Below are 24,908 nucleotides of genomic sequence, written 5' to 3' on the forward strand. Positions count from 1 at the left end.
GTGTACTAGGCTAAAAGGTTGTATTATATATCAATAAGGTTAAAAAAAGAACGGATCATTGGTTGTTCAGCCATCATGAAAAATACATCATCTCTATTGACGTAATCTAGCTAAAACATTATTGATTTATCGAAAGATTTTATGTGATTCCTATCCCTGTAGCTTAGTTGTACGATAAGAGTTAAGCAATTCAGTTGCTTTATTACGCATGATTTACTTAAAGGAATTCGCTGTGCTCATGAGTTTCCGGATTGCACTACACTACATCCACAACTATGCTCAGCTATTTAGATGGTGCGGGCAGTGCGTCTAAGGCTTCTTGGTATAGAGTATGAACTAATTGGCTTGCATCCATGCGGCGAATTAAATTAACCCCTTGCCCTGCCCATAAGGATAAATACTCTGCTTTGCCCAAATCCGCTGCTTTTTTCCTGATATCGCGTGTAAATACATTTTGTGCAGGGAAGGGTAGAATCGGTGAATCTTCCATTTCCAGCATAAAACGATTTGGAATTCCACGTGCCCAGCGGCCGGAAAACGCACGAGTAAGCCGTGTGTCTTTGTCTTGAGCATGATTTAATGCATCTCGATAAGCGGCAGATGTTCCTGCCTCATCACATAAAAGAAAGGCAGTCCCTAATTGTGCTGCTTGCGCCCCTAAGGTTAGAGCGGCAACAATACCGTGACCATCCATAATGCCGCCGCTCGCGATTACGGGGATTTTTAGGCTTTGTGATAAGAGGCGGGTTAAGGCAAAAGTTCCAATTAATGAGTCATGCTGCTCTGGAGTAAATGTACCACGATGTCCACCGGCTTCCGCACCTTGAGCAATTACCGCATCTACCCCATATTCTTGGAGGGTCAAACCTTCTTCCACGGTGGTTGCTGTGCCCATGGTAAAGATTTTTTGTTGGTGGCATTCTTGCAAAAGTTCTTTGTTTATGAGGCCAAAGGTATAGCTTAATGCCGCGGGACGACATCGCAAGACACTGGTGAATTGTTCCTCAAAGTTTTCGGCAAAGGGCGCTTGTAATGAGGGCTCAAGAAGGTCTAGCTCCTGCCGGTAACCTCGGGTGGCGTCGCAGGCGGCGTCAATTGCTTCTTGATTCAATATAGGCGTATTTGCAGGTGCAAAGAGATTAACACTAAAGGGATGCTGGGTAAGTCTTTGTGTCTCTTTGATTGTTTGTTCAATACTTTGGGGAGTTAGATAGGCTACCCCTAAGGAACCTAAGCCTCCGGCATTGGAGACCGCAGCAACTAATGCTGGAGTTGTTGGGCCCCCGCCCATAGGGGCTTGGATAAGGGGCCATTTTATATCCAATTGTGCACAGAATGAGTTGTGGAGTAGGGGCTTGGGCATAATGTGTCATCCTTTTCATAAACCTTTAGTTTGTTTTTCTTCTAACCAGTAACTCATTAAAAAAGCCATTTATACGTTGTTCTAACCAACATTTAGCATGGTGTTTATTTTTGCCTGTAATAAAGCCTACATGACCACCATGTTTGCTTAATTCCAGTACTACATTCTCGGATAACTCTTGAACTCTGGGAATTGTGGTTGGCGTCATAAAGGGATCATCTAGGGCGTGAATAATTAAGGTGGGGACTGAAATGCCGCTGAGGTATTGTCGAGAACTCGCTTTTTGATAATAGTCTTCTACACTGGCAAATCCATGTAAGGGGGCGGTGATTTGTTGATCAAAATCATAGAGGGTTTTTAAGCCAAGTAAGCGCTCCTCAGATATAGGCAGTTGGCAGTTAACGATATCTAGCTTTTGCAAAAATACCGCCCGTAAGCGCTGCAATAAGTTTGCTTGATATACTCGTGCAAACCCCTTATTAATGTGATTCACCACATCATGCAATTGAAAGGGTACGGAAACCGCAACCGCCGCATCAATTAACGCTTCGGAGCCTGACTCACCAAGCCATTTTAGCAGCACATTGCCTCCTAGTGAAATTCCAACGGCGGCTTTTTGGGTTTTAGGTTCTCGGGCTTTTAACAGTTCAAGGACATAGGATAAATCTTCGGTATCCCCTCCATGATAGGCGCGAGGCAGGCGATTGGGTTCGCCACTCGCTCCCCGAAAATGCATGAGCATTCCCCGATAACCGGATTTATTAAATGCAGCCAGTAGCCCCGCTACATAGGCAGAATTAACACTTCCACCTAAACCATAAAGTAAAACTACCAGGGGGGCTTCGGAACTGAGTCCATTAATTGCCCAGGCGATATCAATAAAATCTCCATCTGGTAATTCAATGCGCTCGTGGAAATCAATTGGTGCCTGTAAACGATTAGTTAATGTACGATACAATGTTTGGCCATGTTTATTTGTTAGCCACCAAGCAGGTTTGAATTCACTATGAATAATCACGATACAACTTCCAAAAAGTTATTCTTATCTATTTAGTATAAATTTAAAACAATAAGAAATAAAATCCGTAGTGGCTCATTGGGGCTATTCAGAGGTAAATTTGCAATCCATCAATGGGATAGCCTTCGTTTTATTTATCCACTTATGCCCCAACCAAATGCATAAAAACAGGGGAATACAGATATAGGAAATCAGTAAACCATACCAATCAATAGGATTTGCTATGAGTGCCGAGTAGTTTTGTCCACCAATGACAATCGTGCATAAAACAAAAGCACAGATAGGACCAAAAGGATACGCTTTGGCGACATAAGGTAGTTTTGACAGGTCTTTTCCTTGACTTACATAAGCTTTGCGAAAACGATAATGGCTAACGGCAATACCCATCCAGGCAATAAATCCAGAAAGACTGGTGGCATTGAGTAACCAAAAATAAACCGTGCCATTGCCAAATACTGAAGATAAAAAAGCTAAAATAGTCACACTACTGGTTAAGGCTAGTGCGTAAATCGGTATGCCCCGACTATTTACTGTGGAAAAAACTCGTGGCATGTGGCCTTCTTTGGCTAGATACCACATCATTCTGCTGCTTATATACATGCCAGTATTTGCGGTTGATATAATGGCAAGTAAGATAACGGCATTAACTATGCTTGCAGCAAAAGTTTCGTTATATTGCTTGAGCACTAAGGTAAAGGGACTGGTTATGACATCTTCACTAGCAAGTTGCGGTGCATTATAAGGCAATAACAGGCTAATAATGAAAATGGATAAGATATAAAATATTAAAATTCGCCAGAAGACCATTTTAATGGCCTTGGGGATATTTTTACGTGGGTTGCTGCTTTCTCCTGCGGCTATACCAATGAGCTCTGTACCTTGAAACGAAAATCCTGCGACTACGAAGGCTCCAATTATTCCGCTCCAACCCCCGTGAAAAGGGCCATCACCAATGTACCAGTTGTGAAGTCCCCCTGTGTGTTGACCGGTCATACCTGTAACTAAAAGAAAACCCGTGATAATAAAGAGCACTACCACCGTAATTTTGATAAATGATAACCAGTACTCTACCTCACCAAAAGTTTTCGTTGAGATGGCATTAAAACCAATGATTAAAAAGGAAAAAATAGAACACCAAATGAATGGGGAACTATCAGGAAACCAATAGCGCATAATCAAGGCTGCTGCTGAAATTTCGGAAGCGATGTAAATGGCATAGCTATACCAATAGTTCCATCCTAAAGCATAGCCTAATGAAGGATCACAAAATTCTGAGGCATAAACATAGAAGGACCCTGTTGTCGGCATCAGCGCGGCCATTTCACCCAGGCCAGTCATCAAAAAATAAACCATAATGGCCATGGTACTGTAGGCTAGCAAGGTGCCTCCTGGGCCTGCTAAGGCTAAGGCATTGCCACTGGCTAGAAAAATCCCAGTACCAATTGAGCCCCCCAAGGTAATCATAACTAAAACACGAGCGCTAAACTGTCGTTGTAGGGTGGGTTCTTTGGCTAATTCCTGCATTATCAATCCTTGTATCTTGAGAGTAAACAAATGCTCATTATTTTGGTGGTCACCAGACTCTAGTCATTAAGAAACTCACACAGCAAACGCTGGAAATGATGTGTTCCTTGTTCTTTGGTAGGGGAGAAACGTCCGGTATCATAAAAGCGAGAACGCACCCCTTTTTGCACTGCTTCCACTACAGCTTCATCTTCACGTTCGACCTTATCCAGATCGCCTCCAGCTCCTTTGCCTAATTTTTCCTCATCCAAAACATAGGTTAAAAATGAAACTTTAGTTAGCTCTGGTCCCAGGGGTTTGACTACGTTAACCGAACATCCCCACGGATAGAAGTTGAGCATGGTATTGGGAAATATCCAATAGTAATATGCGGCTACTTGCTTGCCATAGTCAGGGGAGTCTTTAGGTAAATCAAAGCTCTCTTCGCCAGGGCTAGCTAAGGCCAGTTGCAAATTACAATAGGGGTACAACTCAGTGGTGTAGGTTGTGCAATCAATTACTTTTCTTAATGAATGGTGTACGAAAGGAATGTGTAAGGCTTCGAGATAATTTTCACAATATAAGGCCCAATGTGCTTTGACCAGATAGTCTCGGGAACGATTGCTATCCAGGCGCATTTTTTCCATAGGTAACCAGTAAAGGCGCTCCTGTATTTCTTTAAATACTTCATTGAATGGTATTTTGGGAGTTAATGAGGCGAAAAGAAAAGGGGATAATTCACCAAAGGGGATTTGCGATAAGTTATCTTTTGCGGAGGGAAAATTGCAGGCTTTTTCAAATTCAGGCATATGCAAAAACTCTCCGCGTAAACTAAAGCGGCGGCCATGGTAGGAACATTTAATTTTTTCGGCAGTACAGGGGGCGTCAATGAGAATATTTCCGCGGTGGGTGCAGACATTGCTTAAGCAATGGATCGTATCATCATGATCACGCACAAATAATAAGGGTTCATCCAAAAGCCCAGGGAGCAAGGTGAAGGGAATTAATTTGGCATCTAATTGCAAGTCTTCAGTACTTAAGCAAAATTGCCAGGTCGTGGGGAATATCTTTTCTTTTGCCTGTTCGTACCAGTCTACAGAAGTATAGAACTCGGCTGGTAGAGTGGAGGCTTTTTCAATGTCCGGGTCAACATACAATCTATTCATTACAAAAATCCCTTAATTAATACTGTATCCAATTCTTCTCGGGTATCTTTTCACCAGAAATTGTTTCATAAGATTTAAAAATATCCCCATCTTGGGACAATAAAATGGCAATAGGACGAGTTGCTTCGAAATGCGCAAATATGATCATCATCATCACGGTAATAGGAACGGAAAGAAACATTCCTAAGACACCCCAGATGGTGCCCCAAACCGTTAATGAGAGTAAAATTGCTAAAGGGCTTAAATTCAATGAGTTACCCAGAAAACGCGGTTCAATTATGTTGCCAACAAGAAATTGTATCGACCCCAGACCGATAATAATTTCTAGAAAATGGAGCCAGTCAGCAAACTGTACTATGGCTAAAGTGGCTGGGAAAAAAATGGCGATAATTGCCCCGATATTGGGAATAAAATTGAGAAAGAAAATGAGCAGAGCCCAAAATTCGGCGAAATCGACTCCTACCCATTTCATAATGAACCAACTTGCCATTGCGGTAGCAATACTTAAAAGCGATTTTAAGCCTAAGTAAATTTGGGTGTCGTTAACTATATGGATCAAAATATTATTAACTAATTGTTGATTCTCTAGCGAGGGGACTAGGGCATCGATTTTTCGGAGGAAGTAGTGTTGCTCTACAAATAAAAAGGCAACATACAAGGCGATGAGAACAGTGGAACTGGCGAGAGTAGTAAAAACACCAGAGACTTTTAGAAGCATCGTTTGAATATTAATGGTTTTTATAATGTTATTAACGTTAGTTAATACTTCAATGTGATATCGCTTGTCGATGCCATCAATAATAGACAATAGATGATCTTGGTAACGTCCAGAAGCATAAACAACATTACTGACATTATTCGAAATAATATTTATGAAGATACTGATAAAAATCGCAGCGACACCAAAGGCTAAAATCATACTCAGCCAATTAGGGAGTAAAGCGCCGTATTTAGGAATGCGTTGGATAATACCTTGAATGGTATTGAGAATGTGCCAAATAAAGATTGCCAAAACAACTGGAATAAAGATGTTGCTGCCAACGATAAGAAAATAACCGACTATCCATACGATAATTAAGCTGGCTGCAAATCCAATAACGCGCCCCATTGCTTTATCTCTTTTAAAGTGAATTCACGTTAATATACCTACTTTTTTTGAGCTGTGCTATGCCTATCTGCAGTGGTAAGCAAAACCTTTCATCCCATATTTTATTTTCGTACACGGCTGTGATTCCGTCAGCAAGAATTACGAAATAAAATTTTTAAAAATCAATTGGTTAGTTACTACCAAAAACTCGATAGGAAGTACCTGGGAGTGATTTTGCTTCATACATCGCTGCATCTGCTTGTAATAAGACCGATTCACTGCTGATATAACGGTTATTATGACAGTTTACAATGCCAATGCTGAGTGTAATGGGGAGTTCATTTCCAGATAAATTAAAAGGTGCATCCATAAGCGAGGCAATTTTTTTTGCCACGATTTCACTTTGATGAGGATCGGAAAGATTTTCAAGCAGAATAGCAAATTCATCTCCCCCAAAACGAGCTACAACGTCATAGGAGCGCAGAGATTGTTTCAACCGCGAGCTTACTTCCTTTAGTAGTTTATCCCCAGCAATGTGCCCATAGGTGTCATTAACTTGTTTGAATTTATCGAGATCAAGTAAGAGCACACTAATTATGCCTCCAAGTTGCCTCATTTTTGCGAGAGCAATTTCCAGGCGATTTTCAAAGAGCATACGATTGGCAAGCCCTGTCAGCATATCGAAATTAGCTCGGATAATGAGTACATCTTCGAATTGTTTTCTTAATACGGCATATTGGATCGCACGTTTAATTAAGTTAGCATCTAATTGATCTTTAAATAAATAATCTTGAGCACCCTGCTTTATGGCTTCAAGTGCTAAACGCTCATCTTTATAACCAGTTAAAAAAATAATAGGTAGTTTGGGGGACATATTCTGAATGCTATGTAATCCATTAAAGCCGTGAGAATCCGGTAGGGTGCGATCTAATAATGCAACATCAAACTCCTGCTCAGAGACAATTTTTAGCGCCTCGCTAATTGTTGAGGCTCTTTCCAATAGGTGAGCTTGAGGCATAGCCTGCTGTAACACCTTACTAATAATCATTGCATCACCGACAGAGTCTTCAATGAGCAAGATTTTTAGAGGATTAGAGGCAGATGAATCGTGCATCATTTTTTCCTATGTTATTTAACATATCTCTACGTGCCGTTACTGCGAGGACATCAAAGTATTTTACCTGCTATTATAATACTAGTCTTCTTATTCAGGCATGTAAAATGTTATCATGTTTTGGAAGGGTGAGGGTAAAGTTGCTACCAAATCCTAGCCTGGATGTGACTGATAAAGAGCCATTGTGGTTTTCGGCAATTTTTTTGCAAATGGATAGACCAAGTCCACTTCCTTTAATTGAATCCCATGCATGTAGGCGCCGAAATGGTTCAAAAATTTCTTTAATAAATTGCTCATCAATTCCTAGTCCGTTGTCTTGGACCGTGATTTTCCAATAGGGATCTGCATCTTCTACACCAATATGAATAATAGGGACATTACCAGGAGGTTGATATTTTATAGCATTGGTAATTAGGTTTTGTAGGACACGCATAATCTGCATGGGATTACCATAAAGCAGTGGGATGGGGTCATGAGTTATGTAGGCTTTTTGTTCCTCGATTAATGTTTTGATGTTTTCTAATGCACTTTTTAAGATGCCCTCTCCATCAAAGCAGGTATTTTTAGAGTCTTCATGCACACGAGAATAGGCAAGTAAATCATTAATCACTGCACGCATACGTAGGCCTGCATCGGTCATAATTTTCAAATATTCTTTGCCCTCATCGTCAAGTTTATCTCGTTTTTCAGTTAATAATAGTTCGCCGAAGTTATTGATCATGCGTATTGGTTCTTGTAGATCATGGGAGGCCACATAAGCAAATCGCTCCAATTCAGCATTTGAACTTTCTAAGGCTTGCAGGAGTTTTTTATTTGCTGCCTCTGCTTTTTTGCGATAGGAAATGTTTTGCACTAATGAAACAAAGTATTTGGGGGAACCATCATTATCCCAAACTAAAGAGACGCTCAATAACCCCCAGACCAGATGGCCATCTTTGTGAATATATCTTTTTTCCATTTGATAGCTGTCAATTTGTTTATTGAGCATCAAGAGCACATTTTCCAAATCAGTTTCTAAATCATCAGGATGCGTTAATGTTTGAAAATCACTTTGTAGCAATTCTTCCTCACTGTAGCCGAGCATGGTGCATATTGATTGATTCACTATTAACCATTTTCCTGTAGGCGAGATTAAGGCCATCCCGGTTGAGGCATGTTGCATGGCTGAACGGAATATTTCTTCACTGGCTTTGGTTGCATCCTCTGCGGCTTTACGTTCGGTAATGTCGCGCGCAATGGTGGTAAGGCAGACAGGTTCTCCCATCACATTTCTATGTAAGGTTACTGATTGTAAGACCGGGATTTCCCGGCCACTACGATGTAATAAAGCCAATTCCCCAGTCCAATATCCTTTTTCAAAGGCGGTGGGTATGACTTCATTAATTATTTTTTGTACCGCCCACTGAGGATGCATGTCGGAAATTTTCATCGGTGACAGATCGTAATCTTCGGGTAAACCAACCATCTGTTTAGCACTTTGGTTATGGTATAATAAATTTCCTTGTAAATCGGCAATTCCTACGAAATCAGAGGATTCTTCGATTAGGGCGATTAGTCTTGAATGTTCTTCTTCCATTTTGCGGTTTTCAGTCACATCTCGGGTTATATTAATAAACCCTGATAATCTTTGTTTGTCATTATATATAGGCTCCATTAAAATGCGCGCCCAAAAAGGTTGGCCATCTTTACGTATTCGTATCGCCTCACCCTCAAATTTGCCTTGCTTTTTGGCAATGGTTATTGTGCTTAAAGGAATGCCTTTTGCGGCATCCTCACGGGGATAAAACAGGGAGAAATGTCTACCCACTATTTCTTTTTCTGAATATCCATAAACGCGTTGTGCGCCAATATTCCAACTTTTTACATGTCCTAAAGGTGTTAGGGTGAAAATGGCATTGTCTTTGATGCTGTCTAGAATCATTTTATAGTGCTGTTCATTATCAAAGAGTGACTTACTTTTTTCGTGTGATTTAAGTATCAAATACATGCAGGCCGCCATTAGAACGGTTATCAGCAAGCAAAAAGTAAAAATAAGCATTACAACATGGAAGGCAGCAGAAGGTTCCCCTATCCAACGATGTAGAGTAATTAATGCAAAACTCATTACAATAATCAGGCATAAGAAGATGATCCACATCCATGCGTTGAGCTTTTTATAATTTATTTCTGTCATCATTTTCCAAGGATTCATAAGAAATTATTTTTATACATTGGGGGGGCTGTCTCCAAAATTTCCACTGACTATGGACGTTAACTATGGAGAGGCTCCTCTTTTAATCTTAGCAGAATATTAACTGCGCATTTTAATCAAAAGATGGTCTATATTTACTTAGGTAAACCACGGATATGGAGTTCCAAATGAAGAAGAATAATTTAGCAGGAAAATGCAGCAGTTTAAATCATCTTGTTATTGCCTTGTTTTTATTTGCTAGCCCATTAGCAGGAGCTTATGCTGCGTGTTGCGCAGGCCATGGAGGGGTCGCTTCGTGTAACAAGACTACAGGGGTTCAGATGTGTAAAGATGGCACGGCTTCTCCAACCTGTACTTGTCCTAAGTCAAAAAATACGAAGAAGACTGAGACACCTAAAACGACCAATACCACTCCAGCAACTACAACAAAAAATAAAGCAACAAAAACTGTTCCTGCAACAACTAAGAGCACAACCAAGTCTACAACTACTACAACAACAAAACCCAAAAGCAGCTGGTGGGGTGGTAAATCAAAAACAACAACCCCAGAAACTACAAAGGGAGCTTCAACTTCAGGTAGCACTAAAGGTTGTTGTTCTAATCATGGTGGTATTGCCCAGTGTGACAAATCTACTGGCCACCAATTGTGTAAAGATGGTACTCAATCACCATCATGTACTTGTCACTAAATATAATATGCTTGTTGTGGTACTCGTGCATCTGTATCGTGTGAAACTCCTGACTCTACGAGACAATTAGCGTTGGGAGTTCTATCATCTCGAGAACAATACGACTGATAATCTGAGGTACAGCCTTCAGTGTTTTCATTGGAAGGCATTCGTCTCAACATGTGGGTATGGGATACCGTGTGCGATGCTTGTGTTTCCTTCGCTTCTTCTGTCAAATGGTTGAGTGGTTGATTTTTAAATCGGTAAACATTCAATAAGATAAGACAAGCTTGTGACATCATAAGAACAACGCCAATCGCTGGGGGAATTGTGAGGCCTGCGGTAATAAATAATACTCCCGAAGTCCCGACCATACCAAAATTGTAGGCAAAACTCCCAATCATGTTTTGATTAATATTCGCGACCGTTTGTTTGGAAATGGCAAACAATGAGGCAATCGCCATTAATGCACCAGGATGAATTACAGCATCAGCGGCTTCCTGAGTTACCTGATCTCCAGAGGCAATGGCACCACTAAAATCGCTTGCAGCCATAGCTTCTGCATCATTTCCTGCATCGCCAAACATCGCTACTTTACGGCCTCTACTTCTTAGCTCATTGATATAAATTGTCTTTTGGTTGGAAACACACTCAGCGTACACATGGTTAAGGTTGATGCCAAGCTCTTTTGCATAGCGAAGAGCCGTTTCTCTAGCTGCCCCGGTGCATAGATGAATTTCTTTGCCCATACTTTTTAAGGCATTAAGCGTACGAAGGGCATCCTCACGCAGAGGGTCAGTCATCACCATATAGCCAATGATGGTTCTGTCACGGGCAACCAGGACTAGATCATCACCGCTGTCTAGCTTCGGTAATGTTTCATTTTCAGGAAGAGTTATTCCTTGTTTTTGCATTAGGGATCGGCTACCTATGATATAGCTCGTTCTATTTATTTCTCCAATGATCCCTGAGTGGTGCTTTCTATTGAATTCGGTTACATCTAATTCATCTGAATTATCGTCTTTAGTATATGCATAAATTGCCTTACCGGTCGGATGAGCCGAGGTTTTTTCCAAGGCAGCACAAATTTTGCGGAGTTGTGATTCAGATAGTTCTTGTTCATTGAGCGCTTTTATCTGCTTGACTTGGGGAACTCCGGTAGTTAGGGTACCATTCAAATCAAAAATAACCGTGTCTATTTGTTCTGCATTTTGTAGCACTTTGGTGCTTTTAAATTGTACGCCATTTTCCGCTGCTTTATGCATTCCCGAGGTCACTGCAAGGGGAATAATTAAGCCTAATGTACAAGGGCAAGCGCTTACCAGAATCGATGCTACACATTGAATTGCAGATGCCATCGAGAAGAACAGACCAATGGCAGCTCCTGCCGTTAATGCGAATAAGAGCACCAGGGGAATGAAGTATTCTAAAAGCTGTACTGCTTGCAGCTCTATAGGGGATTTATCTAAAGCTGCCTTGATAATTTGGGCATCGAGTCGGGAAAGGTAGGAGTTCTGATAGTTTCTGCTAACGCGAATTCTTAACGGGGCTGCATTTTCTGCAAGGCGCATTCCGGCGAGCACTTTAGCGTCGGGCATAAAATGGCGTGGAAGAATCGCACCAGTAGTAATCGTATTATAAATAGTGCTTTCTGCAAGACATGTTCCATCTAGGGGAATAATTTCTCCTGGGTTAACGAGGATGATATCACCGGGTTGAATCTGAGTTAGCAGGGCCTGTTCTTCACGGTCTGCCGCTTCGTCGTCAGTGTCTATGCTAATTTTTCGAACTATTTTAGCGGCTCGGTCTTGGAATTTAGCTGTGCCTATTCGTGCTTTAATGCTGTCTTCGATGCCAAGGCCAATATGTCTAAAGCCATAGATAAGCAGGGCAGCATCGAACATCATAGGTAGCCACGGGGCATATAAAGAGGCAAGAGAAATAACCAGGATCAAGCTCGTACTTAGTGCGAATAGGCTGTCCATAGTTAGGGCGCGGCTTGCTCGCCATTTTTTCCATGCATCAGCATAGGAGTTTGCACCTAATGCTAAAGTTAGCATGGTACTTAAACCTGCAAGTGGCAGCATCACTGCAAGTGACATGGCAGCACCGCTCAAACAAGCGATTAATACAATAACGCCCGCACTACATCCGAGAAATCCCTTAAACCAATGTGACGAAAAATATTTTTTTGCTTGGTTAAGGATAAGCGCGCTGAGTTGAGGCGATGGCTTAGAGTGAGGCTCTGTAGTCGTGGTCACTCCAGCAATTGGAGGTATTTCTGTTAACTGTTCCAAATTTTGGCGGGGTTCTGTTGCATACTCCAAGGGGTGGGGTATTGATGAATGCTCTTCAATTGGGATTATTGGTAGAAGTTCTGCATCTGGGTCGTAATCATAGTCTTCGCAAGTAAATCTTAGGTCTTCGATGTATGCTCTTATTTTTTGCCAGCTTGCACGTTTTAATTGTTCTTCTATCAGCACACGTTCTTCGCTTGTTTGTGCTTGTTCTAATAGTTGTATTTCTTCAGGGGTTTCCGAAATAACCATAGTGGTTCTTTTGGGGTCTTTAAATTGAGAAAGATCGGCATTAAATGCTTCAAGAGTGATTGATTCTGAAGCGAGATTAAGGCCTACAATACGTTGAATGCTGCCACTACAACCACCACAAGTCATTCCGGAAACATAAAAAGTTAAAGTCTTAGACATATTTACCCGCTAAAATTTGATTTATATTTTGCCTGTTAGTTTATTTTGTGAGTCACTAGATGAAATTGACTTAAAAACAGCATGTTACAATTTGAATGAAATCATATCACATATGACATTTTTTGCACCCTTTTTTTGCAAAATTGTTAATTTATATTTACAGAGGGAGGTAAAAAGGCCTTTTCTCTGTATTTTTATAGTTCTAATTAAATCAATTGAGTATTAATGAAGCAAGGAACAGCACCAGCATTTTCTTATATAGATGAAAAATCGGATGACAGCATTATTACTTATCGTTATGCTTGAACCACTTTTTAGCAACAGCGGAACATTAAATTTTGAGTTCTTTATCATCGAGAAAAGAAAGTTGGCTAACAATTATTTTTGCCGTTTATTGTACTTATTATTTAATTGTTTCCTTGGCGGCTGCGTGGGGATTTACTACCGATGATGCCTACATCACTTGGCTTTATGCGCGTCAGTTGGCTGAGGGTGAGGGGATTAGTTGGCCTGCGCTTTTACCTCGTGTTGAAGGATATTCAAATTTTCTTTGGCTTTTAATGGCCTCTTTAAGTTTTAAGTTGCATTGGCCTGTTGTTCTTACCATGAAATGGGTCTCTGTTGTTAGCTTAGGATTGGGGCTGGTTTTTTTATATCGTTTGAGTCGGCTTTTTTTAAGCCCTTTATTGGCAATGATCCCTGTGTTCATTTTTAGTCATTATACTGGGGTGGTCTGGTGGACGGTTAGTGGATTAGAAAGTACTTTTTTCTGTGCTTTATCACTCTTATTAATCTGGCAATGTGCTGTGGCTTTGGGGTTTTCTCCTGTTGTAGAGACGTCTCCAGGGGAGAGTCGATTATCTACACGGGCTTGGACGATTGCCAATATTAGTTTGCTATTACTTGGGTTAACCCGATTTGAAGGAATCATTTGGGGCATCCCAGTTGTCTTATTTATTTTTTGTCAGTGGAAATCAAAACATCTAGGCATGATACTACCGAGTAAAAAAACAAGCTATTTATGGGGAGCCATTACGCTGGTGTGTTTAGCACTTCCTTATACCATTTATTTCTTTTGGCGTGTGCATTATTTTGGACATTGGATTCCCAACAGTTATCAATGTAAAGCTTTTCTGGCTGGGCAGGGTGGGGTAGTTGATCTTGATTATGTCCGAGTCATTCTTCCTTTAATTGTGTGTGCCTTACCCTATTTGTTAGCCCCTAAAGATTGCCGTCATATCCTCCTGTGGTTACCTTCCCTGCTTTATGGAGTGATGTTGTGGGGGGCGGACCCGGTTTTAGCACATATGCTACGCTTATTTTTAGCTCCGTTCGCTTTGTTTTCTCTGTTGGCAGTTTTGGGAGTATTTGAGTTTTTAAGTCATTTTAATTTAGCAAAAGAAGATGTAAGACTCCTCAGTTGTTTTGTATTTATTCTCATAACATTTTTATTAATCCCTAGAAATAATTTGACCACTCTACATGTATTGGCTACTAATTACCAAAGTAGAAATCAAAGCCGATTATTGATTGCCAGACTCTTGAATGAGCAAGCAGCAAAGGGAGATACTATTTTATTAGGGGATTGTGGGGTAATTCCTTTTAATGCTCGTTCTGATTTACGTTTTATTGATAGCCAATGCTTGAATAATGCGGAGTTAACACAACCTCCTTATAATCGTAATTTTGCCTTGTATGCCTCCTATATTCGCGACCAGGTCAAACCCGATTGGGTTATTATTAGTAAGCCTGTTTTAGAGGCTCGTGTTGATTTCTTAATCAGCCTACTCCAAGGTAGCGACTTTTTAACTCATTATCAGTTTATTGCGCGGTTTGAATCGGGACCTGTTGCTCATGATGTAAAAGGGCATTCGCAAAAGACGATTGATAATGTTTATTTAGTGTATAAAAGAGTGAGCTAGTCGTTATCTCGATACTTGCCAAAATCCCGCGTCTTTGACCTCCATGGATGAACTCGCTGGAGTCTGTGGTCAAGTTATGGTGTTCAGCCGAGGTAGTTTTTCTTAACTTAAAGGTCTGTCGACTTAGTGTCCTGCCTACGCTTCGACGCCTTTGAACTAGAGTAGGTTTCCGATGAGCATTTTTGTAAGTACAGGCTTTTGTTGATGTTCAGATTGGAAAAAACTGTGGGTCCTAAGACCCACACTATATTTTATTGAGAGTTTGTTGCTGAGCCACTGGTGAAATTGCCGCTAGGTTGAGTTGAGCGGGTATTTTGTAAAAGCATAATGCTGTTTGTAAGTAAAATACGTTCTTGTATTTGGCGATCTAGGTACATTTGATAACTAATTTCAGCCAATAAGGTTGCAATTTCTTTTTCGACTGTAGCTGGGGAAGCACTATTAATTTGATTGATCCATTGATTATTCTGGCTCATATCCGCATTAAATAATCTCCAGGTTGCCATTTTAAATTCACTTAATGCTTGGCTTGCAGGGGCTTGTCCAGTTGTACTTTGGTTTTGTGGTAGCCTTTTTGACATGATGAAATATAAGTTACTTAGCCCTACGGAGTATTGCGCCGCATAGGTACGTAGTGAAGTAAAATAATTATTGAGCGTGGATTGCGCTTGTATTTGTTGGAGTGTTGGTTGCTGGGTACTGCTTCCTGATGTTGCGGTACTATATAAGGTATCATAAGATTTAAGATTAGGTAATTGTAATGGTGTTACAGAGCCAGAAACATAGCGAATAAAGTTCGCAGCCTGTTGCGCTTGGTTTTGTGCACTTAAGCCTTGATTTTGTGAGTTAGAACCTGAATTAGGTATGCCTAAGATTGAATTACTTGAACCCGTATTATTTGATGTACTTTGGGTTGAATATAAAAGTGGGGCAGTTAGGTTATTGCTGTTTAACTGACTTAAAAATTGTTGATTATATTGAAACGTAAAATATTGGTACGTCGAAGGAAGCTCCCCAATGATGTTTGCAGAAACCACGCTTCCTGGTACTAGATTACCATTGGCATTAGAGGAACATCCAACCCACTCTGTGCCATCATAGTTCATACAATAGCTATTATCTGGGGTGCCGAGTATATTTAATAATCCCTGGTTCACGGGGTCTGGTTGGAATGTCTGTTGGTCGATATTATTGACCACGGAGACCTTCCCTTGTTGTTGGGATGCAGGATTACTGAAATTCTGTGCATTAAATGTGTTATTGGCCCAAGCGTTTATTGATGATGCACCAGATACCTCTCCGGGAACGATTTGTGCTAGAGCCGTATTGAACGCGTTAACGGGAAGCGCACCTAAAAAGGTATTAAACATATAGGTTTGCACAACCTGAGTTGCAGTTGCATTAAGTAGAGTTTGACTGACTGTGCTGTTATTCTTAGTGGGTGATTGAGTAATGTTATATCCTAAATAGCCCCCAAGGTTTACTAAATATTGTACTAAGTTTTGTGTGTTGGCCGCTGTTTGCTGGGTGCTGTACTGGGAAATATCATCTGCTACCGCAGGCAGAGTTGTCCAGCAAAACAAATTAATCACAGCGAATTTTGATAGTCGTTTCATCATTCATCCCCTTCAAGTGCGCGCAAAACGAGTTTAAGTCGATATTGACAAAAAACTCGTGACAATAAGCGTAAACGTTCAAATACAATGTTTCTCTTAAGAAAAACTCCTGCAGGATCATGGCTTCCAGTACTCGTTTCTTCCGCATGAATTAGCACACGTGAAGCGCTTCCCGGATGAACTGTATCGATTGCTTGCAACAAACGTAGTCCTCTCCCTGATTTAATATTTCCTACGATACGAATGAACTTTTCCTCTTCAGACAGAAGCCCTAAATCGATTTTTTCAATGTCATCAAGCTCCTTACCCAACTGCGTCATAGCAGCTTCAAATTCGGGATTTCCATCGAGGGTCCAGTCCTCAACACTTTCCATAAAAGTAATAACGCGGTAGATCATCGGGTCAATATATTCAAACCAATATTGGGAGGATGCTTCATGGCTAAGATCGGGCATGATTTACTCTTTTTTTACTGTGTTAGATTAATGGACGAATTCATTACTTACTACTATAGTATATTATGAAGGGTAAAAGATAGATTTCTAATTTAAAGAAGTAAAAAATATGAAGAAACAATCGAGAATTGTAAAGCTTGTTGGCAGCATTCTAAATGTTCGCGCATGGTTTGATTGGGAACGAGTGAGATCTTTTACTCTATACCTATCTAATGGATTTAAACGACTGTTTGTACCACAACAGAATAAGGAGGTTGAGTCCTTTGATGAGGCTGCAACCAAATTAAATCTGAGTGATGCAGCTTTAATGACAAAGCAAAAAGCGTTGTTTCGTTTAAGTATCGTAATGTTAATCGCTGCTGGCTTAATTTTAAGCTATGCGGGTTATCAGCTTTTTTATGGTTCATTTCCGGCCGTTATAGTGAGCTTAATAGTCACTTTAATCGCTTTGACATTGGCTTTTCGCTACCACTTCTGGTACTACCAAATTAAAAATCGCAAGTTAGGTTGTACTTTTGACGAATGGTTTAAGCAAGGATTATTAGGGGAGAAAAAATGAACAATTTTCTTACAAAGACTTTATTCCTCTTCCTCTTTCCTTCCTTGGCATTGGCGGATAACTCGCTAACCTTTGCACCGCCGGCCAGTGACTATTCAATGGTCTTTTTAGGTAACTTGTTTGGTATCGTAGATGGCGTTTTAAGTGGAACAGGCAGCCAAATAATGGGAAGCATGTTTGGAGTGTTTAACTCTGCCGTTTTAGCCTTAGGCGGTATGATTATCATGTACACGCTGCTTGTCTCCACGATGAATACGGCCCATGAAGGACAAATGTTAGGGCAGAAATGGTCTTCCATTTGGATTCCAGTACGCTCCACCGTAGGCTTATCCTTATTAATTCCTAAAGCATCTGGTTATTGCTTGATGCAAATTTTTGTTATGTGGATTGTGGTGCAAGGGGTTGGTGCTGCAGATAAAGTATGGAATGCGGCATTAAGCTATTTGAATCGGGGTGGGGTAATTATCCAAGCCCAGCAAATAAATCCTGCTTCAGCGCTGGTTAATGGTTCTGCTGGAATGTCTGGTATTGCTTCTGGCGCGATGAACATTCTTGCAGGGCAAGTGTGTATGCTGGGTTTGCAAACACAATTACAAAATCAGCGCCAAAAGTATTTAGATCAAAAAGCAAGAAGCTCAGGACCTTGTTCTGGAACCCCTTCTGGAACTATGGCCACATTTTGTAACACCTCCGTGCCTGATTTTCTTGGCTCCGTAAATGCAGTGACTACGCAAAATGGTAATCCCACCGCTAGTTATTGGACGGTGTCTATGCCTAATTTTGATTCTGGCTCTCCTTATAATTTCTTAAATGGTATTTGCGGACAAATCCGCTGGAATAAGATTGATACACTTGCTTCAACCTCTACTACTGGTACTACCTCTGCTAATTCGGTGTGGGGAGCTATTGGAAAAACTTTTGGTTTCTCTGCGAGTGGAAATGGCAACCCTCTGGCGCAAGCCGCGGGGCAAGGTTTGGGTTGGACCCAGGGTTCAACAACCATCTCAAATAATGTAAGCGGTAACTCAGCTGCTTTAGCTTCTCAAACAGGACAAGTTGGACAGACAACAAGTATAGGAGGTGTTTCTCTTACCGCGGATGAGTTGCAAACAGCACAGATGTCACGGGCAATTGCTATTCAACAAATGTTTGTGGATTTGTCTAATGTAACCCAAACTATAATTGGGAATGCCCCTGGATTTTCGCCACCTGGCTCGAATAACTCCAGCAACTCTAAGCCCTTTATTCCTAATTTGGCAAATCAGCAGTTTGGAGTGCCTTATACTCAAAACTCGACAGTATGTACGTCTTATAGCCAAAACTGTCTGATTTGGGGGCCTGCTGCGGGTAGCAACGGTGGCGGTACATTGTTTAATGGAACAGAGTTTATTAATGCCCTAAATGATTACAGTGGTATTATGATGCCAACGCTAAATCTATTAACACAAATGAACGATAGTTCTAATGCTAATAATGCTCGCGCCTTCATTGCCCAAGCATCTGCACAAGGCTGGATTATGGCAGGAGCTTACTTCTTTAATCTCGTGCAAATCCAGGGTAGTTCAACTCAAAGTGCGGGCATGACTGATAGTAATACTGGTTTGGACCAAAGCTCTTTTGATGCAACCCAGATTACTTCGCCTTTTGGCGATAATAACAGTTGTAGCGGAGGCGCTTTCTCAACCTTATGTACTTGGTTTGGAGGAGATCGTACCGCCGTAGCAATGGTGCAATCCTTAATTGATGGTTCTGGTATCTCAACGCCTACTTCTACTTCTGCAAGTAGTCTAGTACCTAAACCTAACCTGACGGCAAACCCTAATAGACCTGCTGTCGCTGGTTCACAATCATCGACTGTCTATGGATTTATCAATAACTCAGTCATGATGCAAACCCCTGGTCAACCCGGGTTAAAACCATTGACTTTTGCGAATACCATTAACTTCCATGTTGATACGACCCTGTATACGTTACAACAACAAAGCTTTTCATGCGGTAAGGTACAGATTTTATTCTTCTCTTTCTGTTTGGGGCAATTGTTGGGTAACCTGTTCTATAATGTGATCTTCCTCTTCATCTATAACACATTAATGCAGGTTTTTGGGCAGATAATTAACCAGGTAGTCATGGCGTTTCTGATGATTCCTCTTAGTGGTATGGCGGATATCTTTAAACAAGGGGTACAAGTTCTAGCTGCCCCAGGCGTTAACCCTATTGTTGCTTTAGCAAATATGGGAGCACAATACATTAACTTCTCTGGTAACTTATGGCTCATGTTGTTAAATATGGCAGTTACGAGTGCGTTAATCCCTGTGTTTGGTATCTTTATCTTTGCGTTGATGTCTTTGGCTCTGCCTCTTTTACTCGCTTGGGTAGGGGTCATGACAACCGTAGGATTTACAACGGCATATTATATTCCTATATTGCCTTACATGATCTTCACCTTCGGTGCAGTGTCATGGCTGATTTCGGTGATTGAAGCGATGGTGGCTGCGCCAATAGTGGCCTTAGGGGTAACTCACCCTGAAGGACATGATGCTTTTGGTAAAGGTGAAGCGGCAATTATGATCTTAATCAACGTCTTTTTAAGGCCTTCGATGATGATTATTGGATATATTGCGGCTATTGCTTTGTCTTATGTTGGCGTATGGATTCTTAACTCTGGATATGATACGGCCATTGCCTTTATTCAACAGGAGAATACGAGTAAGAGTGGCCTAGGTACCGCGATTTCTACCTTAGGTGGTGGGGTCAACGATATGGCCTCAGGAACTGGAGGCTATTCTGATTGGGCCGGTATTTATGCCTTCTTCTTTTCGATTTTGACCTACACGTCAATGTATTTAGTGTTAATACAAAAATCCTTTACGTTAATATCCTACTTACCTGATAAAGTGTTACGCTGGATTGGTGGTAACCCTGAAAGCTTAGGGCAAGAATCTGCACAATGGGCAGGTGAGGTGCAAAAACAACAAGCTGAAGGTTATAAACCAACTCAGGATGCTCAAGGTCAAATTGACAAGCAACTTGGTGGCTACGGTATGAAAGGACTTAATAAAGCTAAAAGTGCCATAGGCAGTGGTGGCGGTGGCAGCGGTAACGTTGAGGCTACTGGCGATGGCGGCAAAGGCGGCGGTAAAGGTGGCGGTCTTGGCGGCAAAGGCGGCGGTGGTGGCGGCAAAGGCGGCGGCAAAGGCGGCGGTCTTGGCGGCAAGCTTCAAGGTCTTGGTGGGGAAGGCGGTTAATAATAGGATTATTTACATGATTAAGGTCTGTTTACATCTCGGTGGTCAAGCCGGGGGTACACAGGCCTTAGTATTTTAATGAGTTGAGGATTAGTGTGATCGTAACGGATGAAATAAATTATAATGACGCGAATACAATCTGCAAAGGTTTCATCGCATACAACAACGACTTTTCATCACCACGACCCACTGTGATGGTCGCCCATGATTGGGGGGGGCGGGGGAATGATGCCTGTAATAAGGCCATACAACTTGCTAAGCTAGGTTATGTTGGCTTTGCTCTTGACATGTATGGGCAGGCTCAAGTGGTTTTTGACAAGGTAGAAAAACGAGCGCTAATGACCCCCTTTATGAATGATCGGCAAATGCTGATTAAGCGTATTCAATCGGCCTTTAATTTACTCACGGAATTACCTCAGGTTGATAAAAACAATATTGCGGCTATAGGTTATTGTTTCGGTGGTTTATGTGCCTTGGATTTGGCGCGTTTTGGTGTTGATGTTAAAGGTGTGGTTAGTTTTCATGGAGTGCTTAAAGCCCCAGAAGAGGAATTATTTGCTCCAATTAAAGCCAAGATTTTGGTGTTACATGGTTATGATGATCCTTTGGTTAAAGTGGACCAGGTAAATCAATTTGCAATTGAAATGAGTGCTCGTAAAGCAGATTGGCAAATCCATATTTATGGCAATACGGCTCATTCATTTACGAATCCGTTAGCGAATGATGATGAGATGGGTTTACATTATAATGAACAGGCAGATCAGCGTTCTTGGCAGGCAACAGAGGCCTTTTTGAAAGAGATTTTTGAGGAGTAGATTAGTATTTGAACGCGGCAGCGTGCAAATAATGCTCACCAATTTCCGCGGCTTGACCGCTGCGGTCTTCCAAACCGAGTAAGGCAAATAGGATGCTGGTAATTATATTATGAAAGTAGCTTAATCACATGCTCTCGCAGCAGCTCACTTTTCCTTTGTTCCGATAGATGCAACTCGGTAAATAACTCAGCAGAATAACGAATCCAATCTTTAATGTCCATCTGCGTTGTTTGCCCGAGATCTGAGCTATAAATAACCCGAGGAATGGCTTGTAATACCGTGCTAAAATCTTCCTTATCCTGATGTCCTAAGAGATAAGTCAGTGCAGTTTGCTCAATCCAGACAAATTCATGTTGAGCTAGCTCTTTTAAGGCTGGTGCTTTTAAATTAACCAATGGATGAGCTGGTTGATTTAAGATTAATGCTGGTACTTTATAGCGAATACACGCATCCACTAAGCAGTAGACTTCTTCTTTGGATGCATGTCCTGTAGTTAAAACAATTGGATAGTCATTTGCCATTTTTAAAATATCAATCACATTTTTACCTAATTGCTGTTTGCTATTAAAGAGGGTTTCGCCGCGTTGGCTAAATGGGCTTAAATGTGGATAGCTCAATTGACGTGACAATTTTGAGGGATAATTGCGACCTGTAATGGTAGGAAAGTGTACCAAAAGTTTTGAGGGGCTAAGTGGTTGATATTCATTCAATGCTTGCATAATGACGCGATAATCAATTCCTCCCGCGAGCTGATTTAATATCAATGAAGGAAAAACCGGTAATCCTTGTTGCTGCGCTAAGGTGGCTTGAATGCTGGTTGCGCCAAGATGACTGGTTAAAAAAACCGCTCCGCGCAAGGATTGATAGATTTCTCCTGCTTGCAATGCATTCCAGCGACGAGCATAGAGATCTGGACTGGCATGGTAATGAATATCGATAAATTGATAATCAGCTAACTGGTTCATTTCTTTTTAGCACCTAGCCAGGGTTGGTCATAACGATAATCAATTCGTGCTTGTTCCAATGAGGAACCCTCTTGAATTGCTTTTGCGATATTGAGCTCGGTGAATTTTACTTTTTCGGCTTTCTCTATGACCTCAGACATTAATTGTTTGGGGATGACTAAAACTCCATTATCATCCGCAAAAATAATATCGCCTGGATTGATTGTAATCTCATTAATGACTATGGGGCATTGTTCAGCCACTTTATGAATGCGATTTTTGCCTGAGCGCATGTAGGTTCCTGCGCAAAAAAGTGGGTAGTTGGCTTCACGAATAAAGTCTACATCACGAACAGCGCCATTGACGACGGTGCCTGCTATATTCATATGTAGGGCCATTTTAGTAAGTATGGCTCCCCAGGCCGTGCAATCAATGCGCCCATTATTATCAATAACAATAACCGAGTTCTCTGGCACTGCATCGATGTAATTTGCTGCATTTTTAAATTCGGTGATTTTTTGCTCATTAGTGGCATAGCGTACGGTATAGGCGGGCCCTGCCATCTTCATACCTGGTGCTAATGCTTTTATGTGTAGCAAGGCGCCTTCTATCTGACAGGCATCTAATGCATCCGAAATTTCGGTAGTATTAAAGGAATATAGTTTTTTCAGACAGGCATCCATGGAGTTTTCTTCACTTAGAGTTGGGATTTGATGCAGGTTTTGAGTGGCGCGTAGGCATTGGTCGATAATTGCATTGGCCATATCGGTAGTGCTTGATTTGCCTCCCACATCATAGGTCACAAATCGCTTTTTATTGATAATGGTACGCACTGATTCATTAATCAGTTTAGCTTGTTCTTCATAACCAAATTGTTGCAGGAGCATGCTGATTGTTAAGAACATAGCGGTTGGGTTCGCGGATTGGGGGGGCATTTGTGGCCCGCTGCCGTGAACCGGCTCAAAATAGCATTGTTTTTTGCCAATATTGGCGCTGGGTGCAAATCCTAAACCGCCCATAACCCCAGCTCCTACATCCGATAAAATGTCGCCAAACATATTTTCTGCGACAATAACCCCAAATTCTTCAGGGCGGCGAATTAGCCACAGACCAACGGCATCAACATTGAGGATGTCGGCATGAATATGTGGGTATTTCTGAGCTACAGACTCAAAAATTTCGCGGGCAAAATGACCACTGAGACGTAAAACATTGGGTTTATCTGCAAAGGTGACCCGTTGCATTCGCTGTTTTTCTGCATGGTGGAATGCAAATTCAAATAGACGTGTTAAGCCTGCGGTCGATTGTAGACGTAGTGCGCAACTTAGCTCCTCGGCAGGCACTTGCTGCCAGTTTTTTTTCTTGGCAAGTAATCCAAGTATTGCCTCTGGAGGTGGGGCATAATCAAAGCCGGCATAGAGGCCCTCAGTATTTTCGCGGATGATACAAAAATTAAAGGGTTTTTCCCTGGTTTGAATTGAAAAACAAGGACGGACATTGGCATACAAATCTAAATTTTGTCTCAGCAAAATAATCGGTGAGATGTAGCTCAGCTCGCGATCGTGTAGTGTCAACGCCAACTCTTGCTGTGCTTCGCGTTGAGGTTTACTGGTGATTGCTCCTAATAGGACCGTATCGCACTCATGGATCAGCTCCCAGGTTCTTTCCGGAATAGGGGTCCCCTCGTTTTGCCAACAGGACCATCCGATATCGCCTATATGTAAGCTGATGGGGAGATCGAGCGCAGTAAATAGAGGTAGCGCAGCTTCAGTAACCTCAATGCCAATGCCATCGCCAGGAAGGACGGCAATTTTCAGCTTTTTATTGAGAGCCACTTAAAACCTCCAGAATGATTTTTTGACAATAGGTGGGGTTATCTTGTAGTACTCGCATGCTAGAATGAGGCACGGTCACTAATTGGCCGTTTGCGGCTGCAATAACATTTTTATTATTAACCAGATTTGAGTATTCACCGACCAAATGTAAATGAGGAACTTGGTTGGTTTGTAAGATGGGCCTTGAGTCTGTTTGTAATACCCGGTTTAAACCAAAAATTAGCCGTTTGTAGGCTTGATCACGGTTAAGACTAATAGTTGACTGGGGTGGCATAGGATTCGGGTAAAAAACTGGCTCATAGAGCGCTTGGAGCGCTTCTTCAAGTTTATCCTCCTCACATAAATGAACCACCAGCCCGAGTTTTTGGTTTAAGGGGCCATCTGCAAAACTTGGGGCTGAAAATAAGATAATTGGTTTCTTCAGGGAGCGGAACAATGAAAAACATTGTTGAATGACGACACCACCAAATGCAAATCCAAAAAAGGCATCATAATCATTGAGGCAGGTTGCTAACTTTTGTTCCCAAAGTTTGTAATAAGCAGCATTGGGTAGTTCTTCCATAATGGACAGAGAGTCAAGATAGTCAATGGCATAGTCCTCAGTGAGAAATGTCAGCGTTTTGGCAATTGACGCCATGTCTTCAGGGTGTGCGGAAACCGGCCCAATGACTAATATTTTCTTTTTTTGCATGCTGCTGT

At 41.5% G+C, this 24,908-nt stretch carries 18 protein-coding genes; 5 read left to right on the plus strand and 13 right to left on the minus strand.

Annotation, left to right across the window (positions count from 1 at the left end; all coding sequences use genetic code 11):
- Positions 1 to 283: 283 nt before the first annotated feature.
- The 7 genes from J2N86_RS03010 to J2N86_RS03040 form a co-directional block, all read right to left on the minus strand.
- The gene (locus J2N86_RS03010; protein ID WP_252580904.1) at positions 284 to 1,363 is read right to left on the minus strand and encodes an NAD(P)H-dependent flavin oxidoreductase; all 1,080 of its coding nucleotides are present in this window, start codon (positions 1,361 to 1,363) and stop codon (positions 284 to 286) included.
- Positions 1,364 to 1,388: 25 nt separating this feature from the next.
- Positions 1,389 to 2,381, minus strand: a complete 993-nt coding sequence (locus tag J2N86_RS03015) for a hydrolase (protein ID WP_252580905.1) — start codon at positions 2,379 to 2,381, stop codon at positions 1,389 to 1,391.
- A gap of 84 nt (positions 2,382 to 2,465) precedes the next feature.
- Positions 2,466 to 3,905 carry an amino acid permease gene (locus J2N86_RS03020; protein WP_252580907.1) on the minus strand — a complete coding sequence of 480 codons (1,440 nt, stop codon included), beginning with the start codon at positions 3,903 to 3,905 and terminating at the stop codon, positions 2,466 to 2,468.
- A 59-nt stretch (positions 3,906 to 3,964) separates the two neighbouring features.
- Positions 3,965 to 5,050, minus strand: a complete 1,086-nt coding sequence (locus J2N86_RS03025; protein ID WP_252580909.1) for an SRPBCC family protein — start codon at positions 5,048 to 5,050, stop codon at positions 3,965 to 3,967.
- 16 nt (positions 5,051 to 5,066) lie between these two features.
- Positions 5,067 to 6,158: an AI-2E family transporter gene (locus tag J2N86_RS03030; RefSeq protein WP_252580911.1), complete on the minus strand. Its 1,092-nt coding sequence runs from the start codon at positions 6,156 to 6,158 to the stop codon at positions 5,067 to 5,069.
- Positions 6,159 to 6,327: 169 nt separating this feature from the next.
- Positions 6,328 to 7,254: a diguanylate cyclase response regulator gene (locus J2N86_RS03035; RefSeq protein WP_252580913.1), complete on the minus strand. Its 927-nt coding sequence runs from the start codon at positions 7,252 to 7,254 to the stop codon at positions 6,328 to 6,330.
- 91 nt (positions 7,255 to 7,345) lie between these two features.
- Positions 7,346 to 9,427 (minus strand): PAS domain S-box protein, encoded by a 2,082-nt coding sequence (locus tag J2N86_RS03040; protein WP_252580915.1) that lies wholly within the window; start codon positions 9,425 to 9,427, stop codon positions 7,346 to 7,348.
- A 182-nt stretch (positions 9,428 to 9,609) separates the two neighbouring features.
- On the opposite strand from J2N86_RS03040, the gene J2N86_RS03045 reads away from it, so the two are divergent.
- Positions 9,610 to 10,131: a hypothetical protein gene (locus J2N86_RS03045; RefSeq protein WP_252580917.1), complete on the plus strand. Its 522-nt coding sequence runs from the start codon at positions 9,610 to 9,612 to the stop codon at positions 10,129 to 10,131.
- Here the strand turns inward: J2N86_RS03045 and J2N86_RS03050 are convergent.
- Complete coding sequence (locus J2N86_RS03050; RefSeq protein ID WP_252580919.1) at positions 10,128 to 12,818, minus strand: HAD-IC family P-type ATPase; 2,691 nt, start codon at positions 12,816 to 12,818, stop codon at positions 10,128 to 10,130. The genes J2N86_RS03045 and J2N86_RS03050 overlap by 4 nt on opposite strands.
- Before the next feature lie 338 nt (positions 12,819 to 13,156).
- Between J2N86_RS03050 and J2N86_RS03055 the strand changes: the two genes are divergently transcribed.
- Positions 13,157 to 14,740, plus strand: coding sequence for a protein LphB (locus J2N86_RS03055; protein WP_252580921.1), 1,584 nt, complete (start codon positions 13,157 to 13,159; stop codon positions 14,738 to 14,740).
- A 251-nt stretch (positions 14,741 to 14,991) separates the two neighbouring features.
- On the opposite strand, the gene icmX is transcribed toward J2N86_RS03055, so the two are convergent.
- Positions 14,992 to 16,356 (minus strand): type IVB secretion system protein IcmX, encoded by a 1,365-nt coding sequence (gene icmX / locus J2N86_RS03060; protein WP_252582332.1) that lies wholly within the window; start codon positions 16,354 to 16,356, stop codon positions 14,992 to 14,994.
- Positions 16,356 to 16,811 (minus strand): type IVB secretion system protein IcmW, encoded by a 456-nt coding sequence (gene icmW / locus J2N86_RS03065; RefSeq protein WP_252580922.1) that lies wholly within the window; start codon positions 16,809 to 16,811, stop codon positions 16,356 to 16,358. The genes icmX and icmW overlap by 1 nt, the downstream gene beginning before the upstream one ends.
- A 109-nt stretch (positions 16,812 to 16,920) precedes the next feature.
- On the opposite strand from icmW, the gene icmV reads away from it, so the two are divergent.
- The 3 genes from icmV to J2N86_RS03080 all read left to right on the plus strand — a co-directional run bounded on the left by icmV (position 16,921) and on the right by J2N86_RS03080 (position 21,430).
- A complete protein-coding gene (gene icmV, locus J2N86_RS03070) occupies positions 16,921 to 17,370 on the plus strand; it encodes a type IVB secretion system protein IcmV (protein WP_252580924.1) in 450 nt (149 codons plus the stop codon).
- Positions 17,367 to 20,615, plus strand: a complete 3,249-nt coding sequence (dotA, locus tag J2N86_RS03075) for a type IVB secretion system protein DotA (RefSeq protein ID WP_252580926.1) — start codon at positions 17,367 to 17,369, stop codon at positions 20,613 to 20,615. Before icmV ends, dotA begins: the two co-directional genes overlap by 4 nt.
- 95 nt (positions 20,616 to 20,710) lie before the next feature.
- Positions 20,711 to 21,430 carry a dienelactone hydrolase family protein gene (locus J2N86_RS03080; protein WP_252580928.1) on the plus strand — a complete coding sequence of 240 codons (720 nt, stop codon included), beginning with the start codon at positions 20,711 to 20,713 and terminating at the stop codon, positions 21,428 to 21,430.
- Positions 21,431 to 21,537: 107 nt separating this feature from the next.
- Here the strand turns inward: J2N86_RS03080 and J2N86_RS03085 are convergent, their stop codons facing one another.
- Genes J2N86_RS03085 through J2N86_RS03095 form a run of 3 tightly spaced genes read right to left on the minus strand, consistent with a single transcriptional unit; the run spans position 21,538 to position 24,900 of the window.
- Positions 21,538 to 22,395: a DUF6282 family protein gene (locus J2N86_RS03085; RefSeq protein WP_252580930.1), complete on the minus strand. Its 858-nt coding sequence runs from the start codon at positions 22,393 to 22,395 to the stop codon at positions 21,538 to 21,540.
- Positions 22,392 to 24,209 carry an isocitrate/isopropylmalate family dehydrogenase gene (locus J2N86_RS03090; RefSeq protein WP_252580932.1) on the minus strand — a complete coding sequence of 606 codons (1,818 nt, stop codon included), beginning with the start codon at positions 24,207 to 24,209 and terminating at the stop codon, positions 22,392 to 22,394. Before J2N86_RS03090 ends, J2N86_RS03085 begins: the two co-directional genes overlap by 4 nt.
- Positions 24,196 to 24,900 carry a hypothetical protein gene (locus J2N86_RS03095; protein WP_252580934.1) on the minus strand — a complete coding sequence of 235 codons (705 nt, stop codon included), beginning with the start codon at positions 24,898 to 24,900 and terminating at the stop codon, positions 24,196 to 24,198. The genes J2N86_RS03090 and J2N86_RS03095 overlap by 14 nt, the downstream gene beginning before the upstream one ends.
- Positions 24,901 to 24,908: the final 8 nt, after the last annotated feature.

The organism is Legionella lytica, from assembly GCF_023921225.1.
Lineage (GTDB): Bacteria > Pseudomonadota > Gammaproteobacteria > Legionellales > Legionellaceae > Legionella > Legionella lytica.

Bases quoted from the DNA above. Each gene is read 5' to 3' on its own strand.
- J2N86_RS03010 (WP_252580904.1), bottom strand. From the start codon at position 1,363: ATGCCCAAGCCCCTACTCCACAACTCATTCTGTGCACAATTGGATATA.
- J2N86_RS03020 (WP_252580907.1), bottom strand. From the start codon at position 3,905: ATGCAGGAATTAGCCAAAGAACCCACCCTACAACGACAGTTTAGCGCT.
- J2N86_RS03025 (WP_252580909.1), bottom strand. From the start codon at position 5,050: ATGAATAGATTGTATGTTGACCCGGACATTGAAAAAGCCTCCACTCTA.
- J2N86_RS03030 (WP_252580911.1), bottom strand. From the start codon at position 6,158: ATGGGGCGCGTTATTGGATTTGCAGCCAGCTTAATTATCGTATGGATA.
- J2N86_RS03035 (WP_252580913.1), bottom strand. From the start codon at position 7,254: ATGATGCACGATTCATCTGCCTCTAATCCTCTAAAAATCTTGCTCATT.
- J2N86_RS03040 (WP_252580915.1), bottom strand. From the start codon at position 9,427: ATGATGACAGAAATAAATTATAAAAAGCTCAACGCATGGATGTGGATC.
- J2N86_RS03045 (WP_252580917.1), top strand. From the start codon at position 9,610: ATGAAGAAGAATAATTTAGCAGGAAAATGCAGCAGTTTAAATCATCTT.
- J2N86_RS03050 (WP_252580919.1), bottom strand. From the start codon at position 12,818: ATGTCTAAGACTTTAACTTTTTATGTTTCCGGAATGACTTGTGGTGGT.
- icmX (WP_252582332.1), bottom strand. From the start codon at position 16,356: ATGAAACGACTATCAAAATTCGCTGTGATTAATTTGTTTTGCTGGACA.
- icmW (WP_252580922.1), bottom strand. From the start codon at position 16,811: ATGCCCGATCTTAGCCATGAAGCATCCTCCCAATATTGGTTTGAATAT.
- icmV (WP_252580924.1), top strand. From the start codon at position 16,921: ATGAAGAAACAATCGAGAATTGTAAAGCTTGTTGGCAGCATTCTAAAT.
- dotA (WP_252580926.1), top strand. From the start codon at position 17,367: ATGAACAATTTTCTTACAAAGACTTTATTCCTCTTCCTCTTTCCTTCC.
- J2N86_RS03085 (WP_252580930.1), bottom strand. From the start codon at position 22,395: ATGAACCAGTTAGCTGATTATCAATTTATCGATATTCATTACCATGCC.
- J2N86_RS03095 (WP_252580934.1), bottom strand. From the start codon at position 24,900: ATGCAAAAAAAGAAAATATTAGTCATTGGGCCGGTTTCCGCACACCCT.